This is a genomic window from Sphingobacteriaceae bacterium GW460-11-11-14-LB5 (genome assembly GCA_002151545.1).
GTDB lineage: Bacteria > Bacteroidota > Bacteroidia > Sphingobacteriales > Sphingobacteriaceae > Pedobacter.
Window position 1 is genome coordinate 3,210,381 of sequence record CP021237.1, and the last position, 14,872, is coordinate 3,225,252.

Sequence of the window (14,872 nt, forward strand, 5' to 3'; positions counted from 1 at the left end):
ACGAAAATTGACACCACTCAAAAAATTGGGTGGTGTTATTTTCTTAAATTTGCAATAATTAATCATGATAAACCTTTAATAAATAGTCCTTTACAGGGGTGATAAAAAAAATACTCAGTTTTGAGGAAATTTTAAAAGGCTGTGTAAAAAACGACAATAGCTGTAAAGAAATGATGTATAAATCATTTTATGGCTATTTAATGGGCATAATTTTAAGGTATACCAAGAATCCTTCGGACAGTGAAGAGCTTGTAAATGACAGTTTTATCAAGATTTTCAAACATGTTGGCGGCTTCAAAGCACCAAAAAACCCGGAAGAATTACAGCGATCATTTAAAGGTTGGATTGCCCAGATTGCTTCGCGGACAGCAATAGACAAAATACGAAGTTCGAAAGTTCAATTTTATGTTGATGATTTAGCAGAAAGTGAACATCCGGTTACTCAGGTTTCGGTTGCTTCGGAACTACACGTTAATGATATTTTGAATTTACTAAATCACTTACCAGATACGCAGAGACTGGTATTTAACTTATATGAAATTGAGGGCTTCGCCCATGATGAAATTTCGAAGATGTTAAACATTCCTGAAAGTTCCAGTCGTGTTTACCTTACACGTTCTAAAAATAAGTTACGTACCCTTTACCTAAATACCATGGTTAATTCATACGAAAAAAATGGATAAGGAATTAATTGAGCATATCACCGCGCAACTCCAAAACCATGAGGAAACATACCCTGATGGTGCATGGGAGCGCTTTTCGGAGAAAAAAAATAAGAGACCAGGCATCGCTTTTTGGCCTTTGTGGGCTGCTGCTGCCTTAATTTTTATCTTCGGAGGTGTATTTTTTATGCAGAACGATACAGATCAGAAAAAAGAAATTGCGATAATTAAACCTAAAGCCACGCAAAATCTGGTGGCTAAGGGGCATACAGATGCGGTTATTGAAACTCCGGCCAATCCTACTGCATTAAATGGCAGTGCAACTGCTGCAAACAACCTTGTTGCCAGTCGCCCGGCCAAAACTGTAGAAAGCATAAAACCATTATTAACACCACAAAGCGATTATACGTTTATCAATACCGAACAATTGGTTCCGGCAAATGATAATCTTTTAGATAACAAGCTTGCGGGTACTAATCTTTCAAACCTGAAATCAAAACCGTTTGATATTTTAACGGAAAAGAAGAAACCTCAGCCAAATACGCAAACAAGTTTTGAGCGATTGCTTGCCCATGATAGTTATGTAAATCAGCAAAAACCGCCATCCAAAACAAGTGAAAATTCTAAATGGCAGCCTGATGTGTACGTAGCACCAGCGATGGGTAATGACAATAAAGTAACCATGAACTATGGCTTTTCTTTATCGTATGCCATCGCCAACAAACTATCGATAAGCTCTGGTGTTTCTTATGCATCTATTAGCACCACCGAATCATTAAACGCTTCTGCACCACAAACTTTATCAGGCAAAAACCTCGAGTCGGTTGATGCTAAAGTGCGTGGAATTAACGTTCCTCTGGAATTAAAATACAATATAAGTGATAAACTCTACACCAATATTGGGGTTTCTGCACTGGCTGTTTTAAACAACTCGCAACAGAATAACTACATTGTAAACCAGGTACAGAATTTTTCTTCTACAACAGCAAATGGTTATGCGGATTCGAAAACGATGATTGTGAAAGAAAAAACTACTGAACCACAGCCTGAAGCCAATATAGATCCTGATAAATACATCGGATTTTATAATTTCTCGTTCGGTTATAAACAAAAAATATCTAAAAAGAACAATATTGCCATCGAACCTTTTTTAAGGTTGCCGATGAAAACTTTCTCTAAAGAAAACCTCAATCTCACTAATGGCGGACTGCGTTTGAAGATTGATTTTTAAAAAAACTAAGATATTTAGTATATTTGGTTAAATACCTCATATGAAAAATATCAAGCCATACCCTACTGAGGAGGAGCTGCCTCCAGTTAAGACGCTTAATGAGATTGATTTCACTGCGTCTTACAGTTATGCAGATTATATGCGTTTCGAATTTGAAGAGCGCTTAGAGATCATCAAAGGGTACATTTTCGAGATGAGCCCTGCTCCTTCACGTATTCACCAAAAAATATCGGGAAGAATTTATGTTCCAATTTACAACGCATTAAATGGCCATAAGTGTGAAGTATATTCAGCACCTTTTGATGTCCGTTTAGCAAAGAAAACCCAGGAGGATAAAGAAGTTTTCACGGTAGTACAGCCCGATATTGTGGTGGTTTGCGATCAGACTAAACTGGATAAACGCGGATGCATAGGTGCACCTGATATTGTTGTCGAAATTTTATCTCCAGGCAACAATAAAAAAGAACTGATCAACAAATACGAGGTTTATGAAGAAGCAGGCGTTAAAGAATACTGGATCGTAAGTCCTTCGGAAAAGACTTTTTTCAGGTACATCCTTGATGATAAAGGCAAGTTTCAGCCCACCAAACTGTTAACCGTTGGTGAAAAGGTAAGCACACCGATTATGCCCGGGTTTTTACTTGTTCTGGAAGAGGTTTTTCAAGATTAATTATGCACATATAACGAAAGAAGTCAAGTTTACATAGCAAAGTGGCTATCTAAAACTTGACTTCTTTGAAAATCGTTTATATTATTAATTAGTGACCTGAATGACCATCCGCTCCGTGCGCATGACCATGAGCCAATTCATCTTGAGTAGCTTCACGTACATTCAAAATCACACCATTAAATACCAGGTTTTTACCAGCCATTGGGTGGTTTAAATCAACTGAAATGGTTTCGTCGTGAACAGCTGTAACACCTGCTCTAAACTGGTTACCATTGTTATCTTGCAATGGAATTACATCACCTACATTTGGCAATTCGCCACCAGCTTCAGTAAACATCGTTTTTGGCAAATCGGCGAAAGCACCCGGATCGATATCGCCATAACCATCTGCAGCAGATAGCTCGAAGCCATATTCATCACCAGTTTTTAAACCAGTTAAATGCTCTTCAAATTTAGGCAACATCATGCCTACGCCATATAAAAATACTAAAGGATTTTGTTCGTCAGCTTTTTCGACAAAAACTTGTTGTCCTTCTTCGTTAGTAGTATGCAATTCGTAAGTTAACGCTACTACAGAGTTTGGTGAAATATTCATTTAAATTAATTTATTGTAAATACTCTAATGCGTCCTCAACAGTTTTAACCGGCAACTGGCATACTTTATTTCGGCAAATATTTATTAAACTTGTTTAAGTGCTTTTAAATATTGCTAGGCAAAGATAAGTTAATTATTTACCTAACAAAAAAGATGAGCTGATTGTTCAGAAAAGAAGATGTTTTTTAGTACTAGTACGAAAAGTAATACCTTTTTCTCCTATTGGAAAAAGATAGATTGACTAGCCGTATTTCAATTTGAATTTCTCACCAATCCTCTCCAGCCTTATTCTATTTTCTTTCTGTGCTTTTGTAATAACATCGTGGTACCGGTTGGTTTTAACTACTAACTTTTTTTCATCGTAATCAAACATTAATATACCTAAAAGTCGGTTTACTTCAGAGATTGAGCTGTAGATTTCCGTAAACTCTAGCATCTCCTTACTATCTAAAATGATGAATAATTTATAGTATGAAGCAGTAAACTTATTATGAGTTGGTATAACATATTCATCCACTTCTTTACCTTTAATCTTGTGAGAAAGAATATCAAAATATGGAAGCTGTATCCAGCATAATTCTGAAGCTGTATAACATTCAATAAAATTATTCATTGATTCCACCTTTAAATTCTGAAAAAGTGAATGCCTTAATTCATCCTTTTTATCCTTTTTGTTGAAATATCTATTAGCAAAAAATGAAATTATACCAATTACAGTAGCGAATTGAAAACCATATGTTTTAAAGAGAGTTTCGATAATTAACATATCTGATAGATTTGATAATACTTAAAGTATTTAGACGACAGAAAAAAATGGATAAGGCAACAAAAAAGAAAACCCCCAGTTAAGGGGGTTTAGTGAGACTGACCAGAATTTTATCCTGCCCTTTGCAAGGCTGTCCAGATTGTTATCCTGTCTCAAATACTGATACAAATATAAATATTACTTTATATTTTTATGTATATTATTACAAAAATATTTGTAAAATGTTTTGCAAATATTTTTAAAGCTTAATAAATATTAATAACAATTAATCGAAATTTAATGAGTACACTCACTGACTAATAACATCTTAGCCTTTTCTAGACGTATTAGTGTAGAGGTTTCATCGGGATGAAGTATTAGTTGATACTGCCCATCACTCAATTTAAAACCACCAATTTTCATCGCAGTTTTTAGAGTAACTTCAAACTTATTTAGTCCAAGATAATGGTATTCAGCAACAACATTTAATGGTAGTTCGCCTTCAACTTCTTTCGTCAAAACAATCCTCTCTGGTCTTGGTACAACTTCAAAATTAACAAAAGAAAAAGTTTTGTTCTTTATAGAATAATAAAATAAATGTCTCCCAGCTTCAACAAGTAATGATTTTACAGTATCACTTTCGATTCCGTCACGTTTACCTTCTTGGTCTCCATGTTGTTGCCTGTCAAAATAATGTTTATCAAAATAAATATCAATTTCAATGTGTTCGGCAGTAGTTGAAATTTTCTTTGCGTTTTCTGAACTTTTGTTTTTTACAAATGCTTCAACATCTACAACTACTTCACCAACCTTGGAGGAATAGTCAATTCTTTTACGTTTGTTTTTACTTTGCACGTTATCATTTAGTCTATGACAAAGATAAGTATAACTTTTAAAACCTTGATTGTATAAACTTAAAGTTAAGAAGAAGTTATCTACATTAATACCGCAAATTTTAAAGTTCCTATCAAAGAATAACTGCTCGGTTGTGAAATATTCAGATTTTTTATTGTAAATACTCTAATGCCTCCTCCACTGTCCTTACAGGCAACTGGCATACTTTATTTCGGCAAATATAAACTTTTGTTTCATTGCTTTGCTTACCTTTTAACAGCGGTAGGTTACTTTTTGTTCCGCCCAATGTAATTTTGTTCGGAATATAATGTCCGCTTAATGCTAATTTAACAACATCCGTTTTTAAACCGGTAATGGCAATTTCATTTATGCCGAAAATTTCGTTTAACAATTGAATGGCCCAGTTTGAATAGGCAGAACCATAGGTTTTTATCTTCGGATGAACCGCAGCAAGCATTTCTGAAGCTTTTTCAGTGTATTGTTCTACATCAAAAAGCAAACCCAGTTGCTGCAAATTCTGCGCCATGGTAGAATTTGAAGCCGGAATTACATTATCCATTACTTCATGTTTGCGGGCAATTAAATCCTCACTTTCGGCAGAAGTATAGAAAAACATTGGCGAATCTGCATCTGTAAAATTAGCGATCACATAATCGGTTAATGATTTTGCTTCTTCTAACCATATCTCCTCAAAATCAGCTTCATACAGGGCAATTAGCGCTTCAATAAAAAAAGCGTAATCGTCTAAGAAACCCGTAATAGAAGCCTTTCCGTTTTTATAATTGCGGTATAAGCCACCATTTTCTGATTTTAAGTGCGTTAAAATAAAATTGGCGGCAGCTGAAGCTTTTTCATAATAGGATTTTTGATTTAACACTTCTGCTGCATCGGCTAAAGCTTTAATCATCATCCCATTCCAGGCCGTTAAACATTTATCATCCAACCCCGGACGGATCCTTTTACTCCTAACCGCTAGTAATTTTGCTTTAGCTGACTTTACTTTATCATGAAGTACTGCTGCATCAATATTAAATTTTGCAAGCAGGTCATCATCGCTAATCGTTTTACGTAAAATATTGGTTTGCTCCTCTTCCCAGTTGCCTTCTTCGGTAATGTTGTAATAAGCGCCAATCAACTGGGCATCTTCGCCTAAAACCTCATTGAATTCACTTTTATCCCAAATGTAAAATTTGCCTTCTACCCCTTCGCTATCAGCATCCAGTGCCGAATAAAACAATCCATCTGCTGAAGTCATCTCATCGAAAACCCAATTTATCGTTTCAACAACGGTTTGTTTAAAAGAATCGAATTTAGTGCATTGATAGGCCTCAGCATATAAACTGATCAGTTGCGCATTATCATAGAGCATTTTTTCAAAATGTGGCACGTGCCATTTATCATCAACCGAATAACGGGCAAAACCACCGCCGATCTGATCATAAATACCACCACGGCTCATTTCTTCGAGGGTATGGCATACAGCGGTAAAAACTGACTCATCATCCTTTAAAAAGCCATATCGCAATAAAAAGACCCAGTTATTGGGTAAAGGGAATTTTGGTGCACGGTTATATCCCCCGAAGCCAATATCGAAATGACGTTTCCAGGGATCGATAATTTCAGTTAAATGTTCATGGCTATATGCTTCTGCTGTACCTGCAGGGATTATCTTTTCGCTGTCTTTAATGCCCGAAGTTAACCGTTCTGCATATTGAATGGCCTTATCAGGTTCGTTGGCCCAAAGTGCAGCCACATTTTCCAGAATATTGATCCAATCATTTTTACGGAAATAAGTCCCACCATAAATCGGGCGCTGATCGGGCAAACAGATACAATTTAATGGCCAGCCTCCACTACCAGTCATGAGTTGGATGGCATACATATAAATCTGGTCAATATCCGGACGCTCTTCACGATCGACCTTAATGCAGATAAAATGTCGGTTCATCACTTCGGCAACTTCATGATTCTCGAAACTTTCACGCTCCATTACATGGCACCAATGACAAGCCGAATAGCCGATACTAACCAATATCAGTTTGTTTTCCGCTTTGGCTTTTTCTAATGCTTCTGCGCCCCATTCGTACCAATTAACCGGGTTATGGGCATGTTGTAGCAAATATGGCGACGAAGCGTGGATTAAATTATTGGTATCAGACATGGCTGCTAATGTAAAATGTAAGTGGGAAAAGGAATTTTAATTTGAGGCGTAAATCTATTAATAATCTACAAACCTGTTTCTATTTAGTTTTTGTTTTTATACTTTAGTTGGAAATCTAAATGATGAATGGAATTAAGCACAAATGAGCTATTTAATTGGAATATGATGCATTGCATTATGAATTGAATTGTACACATTATCGGCTTCTATCCCGATTTGCAAACCTTACACCTTCAACCTTATACCTTCGACCTTAAAAAAATGAAAATCACCCATACCGAAATATACCGCTTTAGCATCCCCATGGAACCTTTTGTGATTGCAACCGGAACCATGCATTTTGCCCAGAATGTATTGATCAGGATTTACACTGATGCTGGCATTCACGGCATTGGAGAGTGTTCCGCTTTCCCGATGATTGTTGGTGAAACGCAGGAAACCTGTATTGCCATGGCTAAAGATTTCGCCGCCATTTTAAAGGGCAAAGATCCGTTAGATATTCCTGAACGGATGAACGATTTATTGGGTTATGCAGATCATAACCATACCATTAAAAGCGCTTTTGATATGGCATTATTCGATATTGCAGCGAAAAACGCCAAATTACCACTGTATAAATTTCTCGGCGGAACCAAACGCAGCATTGAAACCGATATGACCATTGGTATCGACACGCCAGCGGGAATGGCTACAACAGCTTTAAAATATAAGAGCCAGGGTTGCCGCATATTAAAGATTAAGCTGGGTAAAAAAGTACATGATGATATCGAAAGGGTAAAACATATCCGCGAAGCGGTTGGTGAAGATTTGATTTTACGCCTGGATGCCAATCAGGGCTGGAGTTTTGATGATGCTTTATTTGCTTTAGGCGAATTAGCGCAGTACAACATTGAGTTTTGCGAACAACCCATGCGAACCTGGTACGATGATCAATTACCAGAACTGAATGTAAATTCGCCGATTAAACTAATGGCCGATGAAAGCTGTTACAACCATCACGATGCCCGAAAATTGATCAATAGCCAATCAACAACTTATTTAAACATTAAATTTTCGAAATCTGGGGGCATTTTAGAAGCGCAAAAAATCCATGAAGAAGCTTTGCAACGAGGCGTAAAATGCATGATCGGTAGCATGCTCGAAACCCGCATTGCATTAAGTGCCAACTTACATTTTGCATTGGCCAGTCCTAATGTTGAGTTTTTTGACTTAGATACGGCACTATTGGGGCACCTGGTCGACCCTGTGGTGGGTGGCTTAACTTATAACGGTTACTTTCTTGATGTTCCCGAAGAAATTGGTATTGGTGCCGAGGCAGATGAGTTTTTCCTAGAGAAATGTGAAAGCTGGACGGTTTAGCTGTACTAGTTTGGAGTTGAGCGTTTGGCGTTTGGAGTCGGTTAACCGATTTAAACAATTAACCAGTTAACCTCATCTAATGAACTAATAACCTATCCAACGCCAAACTATCGCCGTTAAAGGCATTAAAATCGACTACATGACCAATACCATTAATTTTAGCTTTATCAGAATGCTGCCAAAATTTCCAGCGGCTTTTATCCATTCTTAACTTTGGTTGATAATAATGGGCGATCCACAAAGGATAATCTTCAAAATGATCGACTAAATAATCTTCATAAAATTTAAGTCCGGTATAAACAATCGGCCTGACTTTGGTTTTCATTTCTACATAATTGAGAAAATCAGAAAGTTCTGCCCTCATTTTTAGTGGCGAAACGCCATCAAGAGATTCAATGTCCACAACAGGCGGTAAATCCCCTTTCTCTATATTAACCACCTGCAAGAAAAATTTAGCCTGCGTTTTACCATCCTTTTTGGGTCGGAAGAAATGATAAGCACCACATATAATCCCTGCTTTTGGCGCTTCACGCCAGTTGCGTTGAAAATAGGGATCAACTAACATTAATCCTTCTGTGGCTTTGATAAAGGCAAAACGGATGCTGACCTCATCCTCTTTCATTTCTTTTACTTTTTGCCAGTTTATTTTGCCCTGGTAATACGAAACATCGATTCCGTGAACCGTATATTTTTTGGGGATCTTGATATTAAAACTTTCGTAAGTTCTGTAATTGGGGTCTTGCCCCCAATCTTTAACCCAGCGCCAGGTAGCCACAAAACTTCTTAATACATAACCATAATAAAATGGAGAGAGCAAAACCAACAATAAAGCAGCAATAACCAATTTAAGCTGAACGGAAAGCGCACCTTTCTTTTTCTTGTTTGCACCAGGTTTTCTGGCTACAGGTTTCCTTGCAGCAGGTTTTCTGGCAACTGGGCTTTTGTTTATCGGGGTTCTTTTCTCTGGCGGCATTTGATCGGTTTCCGGATGCAAATTTGTAAAAAATTATGGGATATTTTTTGCTCATCTTTTTTAGCTCAATAAGCGGATATTGAATTCAGATGATTAAATAATATCTGGCTTTTGGTATTTTTACTGCATCTAAATACACCATGTTCAAACTTATTTTCGACACTTATAAAACATCATTTAGCGGATTAAGCAGAGAAACCTGGCTTTTGAGCATTGTAATGATGTTTAACCGATGTGGTAGTATGGCCGTTCCGTTTATGGGCTTATACGTTACCCAAAGTTTACATCGATCGGAAATGGATGCGGGTTTGATCATCACCTTATTTGGTGTAGGTTCGATCCTTGGATCGGCAACAGGTGGAAAGCTGACCGATATGATTGGTTTTCGCCCGGTGCAAATTCTATCGTCAATTATTGGCGGTTTGCTTTTCATGCTTTTTTCTACGATCACCCACTTTTCTACATTATGTATTTTAGCCGTAGTCATCAGCTTTTTTTCTGAGGCATTCCGTCCGGCAAATTTTACAGCAGTTGCCCATTATGCCGCAGAAGGAACCATAACCAGGTCGTACTCCTTAAACAGATTGGCCGTCAATATAGGTTGGTCGGTAGGAATCAGTTTGGCAGGTATTATTGCCTCCATAAATTACAAACTTCTATTCATTGTTGAGGGAGCTGTAAGCATTGTAGTTGGTTTATTAATCCTGTCGTTTTTGCCACAGGTGAAAGATTTTATCAAAAAAGCCAAAGAAAATGCCAGTAACATGGTGATTATGAAACCATGGAGAGACATTTTTTATGTAAAATTTATCCTGCTCACTACGGTTTTTATTACCTGTGCTTTTTTAATGTTCAGGGTTGTGCCAGTGTTTTTTAAAGAGCAATGGCACATTGATGAATTTGCCATTGGTATTATTATTGGGATTAATGGAGTAGTGATTGCCTTATTCGAAATGATCATGATTAACAAGATTGAAGCCAAAAAATCTCCCATGTTTTTCATCATCATAGGGGCAGTTTTATTTTCGGTCTCTTATATCATGTTGAGTGCTCCGGTGAGTTTTCACATCGTTGCTGCTGCACTTACCATTGTTGTTTTTACCTGTGGGGAAATGTTCTCCTTACCCTTTATCAATACGATCGTGATCAGCAGAAGCAATGAGCATAACAGGGGGTTATATGCGGCAGGTTATACGTTGAGCTGGTCGTGCGCACAAGTAGTCGGACCATTATTCGGATTCTTCATCGCCAAAAACTTAGGTTACAACTGGCTTTGGCTAGGGCTGGCCTGTATGCTTTTATTGTGTGCCTGGGGATTTAATACCCTGAATAAAAAGCAGGCGAAAACTGTTTTGCAAACCAGTAAAGTTCAGCTGGAAATTGAATAAAATCGCCAGCTGAACAGCAATTATTTTACTTTCTGGGCTTTTACCCCTTCGTTTGTAATTTTTACAGGGAGAATATTGCCATCTGCATCAAATTTCATCTCATCAATACAGGTAACACGGTGGTTTCCATCTGTTTCGGTTAAGGGGCGACGGTGATAAACGATATAATACTTTCCTTTTTTCTCGTTAATGATAACCGAATGATGGCCCGCGCCGGTAGCAATAGCGGCATCCTGCTTTAATATTTTTCCGATCCTTTTAAACGGGCCAAATGGCGAATCGCCCACGGCATAAGCTACAGAATAATCCGGACCAGTCCAGCCGCCTTCGCTCCACATGAAATAATATTTACCATTCCGGATGAACATATAAGGTCCTTCTACATAATTATCAGGTGTAATTTCTTTAAAGGTCGTACCATCTTCAAAAGGCAAAAAGCCTGTAAAATCTTGATTTAATTTGGCAATATTACAATGTTTCCAGCCTCCATAAATTAAATAATACTGACCATCTTTATCTTTAAACACAAACTGATCAATAGGTTGGGCACCGTTATGAAATTTATCTACCAAAGGTTTCCCGATGTGATCTTTGTATGGTCCTTCTGGTTTATCGGCAACAGCTACGCCAATTCCGCCAATTTCTTTGTCGCTTTGAATATCATTGGCGCCAAAAAACAGGTAATATTTTTTGTCTTTTTGAACAATTGCAGGAGCCCACATCGCTTTATTGGCCCATTTTACAGCAGCCGTATCTAAAATATGCGGGTGTTTTTTCCATTTCACCAAATCATCTGATGAAAAGGCATCTAAAAAAACCTGTTCCTTATACCTGGCCGAATAAGTGGGGTAAACCCAATATTTATTGTTAAAAATAGCAGCATCTGGATCTGCATACCAACCTTGAAAAATTGGATTTCCAGATTGGTTAATCGTTTTAGTATCCTGAGCAAAAGAAGCGAGTCCGGATAAAAGTAAAAGAGATGAGAATAGGTATTTCATGGTACCAATTTAGAAAAAAAACCTGGTAAAAAAATTAACCACTAAAATCAATTGGTTGAAACCAGTTGATATGAAAACAACAGGGATGGTCTTCGATTCCGCTCAGACGGACAGTCAACTTAAATTTATGTAATGTTTTGGAAAGCAAAACCGGTAACAATGCAGTTAAAGTAGTCCCGCCATCCGTTTCAAATCCTCGCCCTCATACTTCGGGCTGTGGGTTTTCCACTACTGTCGGGTTTAGATGGCTAGGCCTGTTATACTATTTAAAGGTACAAATTGCATCTGTAGTGTTGCCTCCTGGGAACTGCCTGCAGTTAAATAAACCCGACAAAGCTAAATAGCCCGGAATGAAGTGCAACGAAATGAGGACTATAAGCGATGGCGGGGCTGCAGCACCTATGAAATACAGAACGCTCATTTTCAAAAAAATCGTCACCTCGACTGAAGTTTGGCGAAATAGAGAAATCTGCTGAAAATAGATTTCCCGACTGCGTTGCACTCCGCTCGAAATGACGATCTGTTGGGTCAGAACGGATAAATGAAATTGAGCTTATTTGCTCAGCTCTGCGAAATATTTATGGAATAAAGGCAAAGTTTCTATTCCTTTATAATAATTGTAAATATCATATTTCTCATTCGGAGAGTGTAGTGCATCGCTATCTAAACCGAAACCAAAAAGCACCGATTTAATTCCCAGTACATCTTCAAACAAAGCCACAATTGGAATACTACCACCACCGCGTGTTGGAATAGCCTTTTTGCCAAAACTATCTTCAATTGCTTTTTCTGCTGCCTGGTATGCAATACTATCAGTTGGGGTTACCACAGGTTCGCCACCATGGTGAGGGGTAACTTTTACCTTTACATTTTTAGGTGCAATACTTTCGAAATGTTTGGTAAAAATCTCGGCAATTTCTTCTGAGCTCTGGTGTGGAACCAAACGCATAGAAATTTTTGCATTGGCTTTACTTGGCAATACGGTTTTTGCACCTTCGCCAATATAACCGCTCCAAATTCCGTTTACTTCTAAAGTTGGACGGGTACCTGTACGCTCCAGCGTTGAATAACCTTTTTCACCCCAAACTTCTTCGATATCTAAATCCTTTTTGTATTCAGCTTCGTCATAAGGTGCAGAATTTAATGCTTTTTTCTCCTCATCGGTTAATTCAAGCACTTTATCATAAAAAGCAGGAATAGTAATGTGGTTATTTTCATCGTGTAATGAAGCGATCATTTTACAAAGAATAGTGGCCGGATTGGCTACTGCCCCACCATAAACCCCAGAGTGTAAATCGCGGTTCGGACCAACCACTTCAACTTCCATGTAAGCTAAACCACGTAAACCGGTTTCGATTGACGGGTGTTCCATACTGATCATTGAAGTATCAGAAATTAAAACGACATCGGCTTTTAAACGCTCAGCATTGGCTTTTACAAAAATACCAAGATTTGCAGAACCTACCTCCTCTTCGCCTTCGATCATGAATTTAACGTTACAAGCCAGGGTATTGGTTTGCATCATCAGTTCGAATGCTTTTACATGCATATAAAACTGTCCTTTATCATCACAAGCGCCACGGGCGTAAATTTTACCATCGCGTACGGTTGGTTCAAAAGGTGGTGTATGCCAAAGTTCTAATGGATCTGCAGGTTGAACATCGTAATGGCCATATATTAAAACGGTTGGTAAAGAAGCATCTATAATTTTTTCGCCGTAAACGATAGGATATCCTGCTGTTGGGCAAATTTCTACCTGATCAGCTCCTGCATCTTTTAATTTCTGCGCAACATAATCAGCTGTTTTTAAAACATCGCCTTTGTATTTCGGATCAGCACTAACCGATGGAAAACGCAACAACTCAAACAACTCATCTAAAAAACGTTGTTTGTGCGTTTCTACATAATTTTTAATCTCTTGCATAACAAAATGAATTTGGACAAATATAGGCTTTACCAAATAAAAGGCACAGCAAGCGCTTAATAAATTATCCTCATATCGGCGTAAAACTTTAATATCGCCAGATGATAATAGGTTCAATTATTTTTTATTTAAAAGCTAAAAATCAATGTATTATCTGCAAAACGCAAAACCCGTCTGTTAATAGATACAAAAAATGATTTATTGTTTGTAAAAAAAGATTGCACAGCATTATTTATATTTACTTTTTTGTAAATTGCGCGAATAACAGATATCCTTAAATCCTGTACGAAAGAATTTTAACAATGAAGTTTAGCGCAAAAGTTTTTCTATCTCTGCTGCTGCTTCTTGTTGTCCGCATCTCTTCCTTCGCTCAAGCGCAAAATCCCACCCGCGTAAGTTGCCCGGAAGCAGCCCAATATTATTCGAAAGACAGTATAAATATTGTAACCTTTGGGGCCAGTACTGTTGAAGGTGTTAAGGGATTGGGTTTCCAAACCATGCTGGAGAACAACTTTTTGAACTGTTACACCAATAAGGTAGTCGATATTACTAACCACGGTATAGGCGGTCAGACTACTTTTCAGGGTTTGCTCAGAATTGATAATGCCATAGCCAATAGAACAGGTTTTATTGTGATTGATATGGGTATTAATGATGCTATAGCGATTGCTGCAGGCAAAGGAAGTATAGCCGAAAGTGTTGCAAATATGAGGGTGTTGATTACAGCAAGCCTTAAACAAAAATTGATTCCGATTTTATGTACCCTTCAGTTTGTTGACGATAGGACTGTTAAAAGTTATGTTGCTGTAAATACCAATATCAGGAGCCTTAATACCGCATACCGGAAATTAGTTACCGAGTATAAAATATATTTAGCGGATGTAAATGCGGCGATGAGGCGCGATTTTTCGCTTTATCAGGATGCATTTCATCCAAATGCACGCGGTTATAGATTGGTGAGTTATGTTATTTTCGATGCCATTAATAAAGCAATTTTTGATAAATTCTTAAAGTTTACCGTTTCTCAGAATTACCCAAATCCAGCGGCCATGCAAACCTTTATTGATATTGTTTTGCCGGAAACGGATAAAATCAACATCCAGATTTACGATTTAATGGGCCGATTGGTAAAAACAGTGGTAAACGAATACCTTAATACCGGAAAACACACTCTAGAAATCAATACTTCTGCTTTTGTTCCCGGCATTTATTTCTTCAAAATCTCTTCCGATTCGGGTCAATATAATTCTGCAAAAAAGTTTATTGTAGCGAGGTAACAAAAGATTTAAACATTAGTCTATTGATAGA

The 14,872-nt window shown here is 37.6% G+C and carries 13 protein-coding genes; 6 read left to right on the forward strand and 7 right to left on the reverse strand.

Annotated elements, in window-relative coordinates:
- Window positions 1-98 precede the first annotated feature (98 nt).
- From CA265_12890 to CA265_12900, 3 genes are read left to right on the forward strand one after another with little or no spacing between them, the layout of a single operon-like run.
- Complete coding sequence (locus tag CA265_12890) at window positions 99-683, forward strand: RNA polymerase (GenBank protein ARS40507.1); 585 nt, start codon at window positions 99-101, stop codon at window positions 681-683.
- On the forward strand, window positions 676-1,893 hold the full coding sequence (locus CA265_12895; GenBank protein ID ARS40508.1) for a hypothetical protein: 1,218 nt from the start codon (window positions 676-678) through the stop codon (window positions 1,891-1,893). The genes CA265_12890 and CA265_12895 overlap by 8 nt, the downstream gene beginning before the upstream one ends.
- A 40-nt stretch (window positions 1,894-1,933) precedes the next feature.
- Window positions 1,934-2,563, forward strand: a complete 630-nt coding sequence (locus CA265_12900; protein ID ARS40509.1) for a restriction endonuclease — start codon at window positions 1,934-1,936, stop codon at window positions 2,561-2,563.
- A gap of 88 nt (window positions 2,564-2,651) precedes the next feature.
- Here CA265_12900 and CA265_12905 read toward each other — a convergent pair whose 3' ends face one another.
- The 4 genes from CA265_12905 to CA265_12920 form a co-directional block, all read right to left on the reverse strand.
- On the reverse strand, window positions 2,652-3,158 hold the full coding sequence (locus tag CA265_12905; GenBank protein ARS40510.1) for a peptidylprolyl isomerase: 507 nt from the start codon (window positions 3,156-3,158) through the stop codon (window positions 2,652-2,654).
- Between the two features lie 241 nt (window positions 3,159-3,399).
- Window positions 3,400-3,924, reverse strand: coding sequence for a hypothetical protein (locus CA265_12910; GenBank protein ARS40511.1), 525 nt, complete (start codon window positions 3,922-3,924; stop codon window positions 3,400-3,402).
- A 276-nt stretch (window positions 3,925-4,200) separates the two neighbouring features.
- Complete coding sequence (locus CA265_12915; protein ID ARS40512.1) at window positions 4,201-4,758, reverse strand: hypothetical protein; 558 nt, start codon at window positions 4,756-4,758, stop codon at window positions 4,201-4,203.
- 151 nt (window positions 4,759-4,909) lie between these two features.
- Window positions 4,910-6,919, reverse strand: coding sequence for a thioredoxin domain-containing protein (locus CA265_12920; GenBank protein ARS40513.1), 2,010 nt, complete (start codon window positions 6,917-6,919; stop codon window positions 4,910-4,912).
- 261 nt (window positions 6,920-7,180) lie between these two features.
- Between CA265_12920 and CA265_12925 the strand changes: the two genes are divergently transcribed.
- The gene (locus CA265_12925) at window positions 7,181-8,278 is read left to right on the forward strand and encodes a dipeptide epimerase (protein ARS40514.1); all 1,098 of its coding nucleotides are present in this window, start codon (window positions 7,181-7,183) and stop codon (window positions 8,276-8,278) included.
- A gap of 76 nt (window positions 8,279-8,354) precedes the next feature.
- Here CA265_12925 and CA265_12930 read toward each other — a convergent pair whose 3' ends face one another.
- A complete protein-coding gene (locus CA265_12930) occupies window positions 8,355-9,251 on the reverse strand; it encodes a glycoside hydrolase (protein ID ARS40515.1) in 897 nt (298 codons plus the stop codon).
- 140 nt (window positions 9,252-9,391) lie between these two features.
- On the opposite strand from CA265_12930, the gene CA265_12935 reads away from it, so the two are divergent.
- On the forward strand, window positions 9,392-10,639 hold the full coding sequence (locus tag CA265_12935) for an MFS transporter (GenBank protein ARS40516.1): 1,248 nt from the start codon (window positions 9,392-9,394) through the stop codon (window positions 10,637-10,639).
- A gap of 20 nt (window positions 10,640-10,659) precedes the next feature.
- Here CA265_12935 and CA265_12940 read toward each other — a convergent pair whose 3' ends face one another.
- A complete protein-coding gene (locus CA265_12940) occupies window positions 10,660-11,640 on the reverse strand; it encodes an arabinan endo-1,5-alpha-L-arabinosidase (GenBank protein ARS40517.1) in 981 nt (326 codons plus the stop codon).
- A 553-nt stretch (window positions 11,641-12,193) separates the two neighbouring features.
- Window positions 12,194-13,564 (reverse strand): peptidase dimerization domain protein, encoded by a 1,371-nt coding sequence (locus CA265_12945; protein ID ARS40518.1) that lies wholly within the window; start codon window positions 13,562-13,564, stop codon window positions 12,194-12,196.
- A gap of 302 nt (window positions 13,565-13,866) precedes the next feature.
- Between CA265_12945 and CA265_12950 the strand changes: the two genes are divergently transcribed.
- Complete coding sequence (locus CA265_12950) at window positions 13,867-14,841, forward strand: hypothetical protein (GenBank protein ID ARS40519.1); 975 nt, start codon at window positions 13,867-13,869, stop codon at window positions 14,839-14,841.
- The last annotated feature ends 31 nt before the right edge of the window (window positions 14,842-14,872 follow it).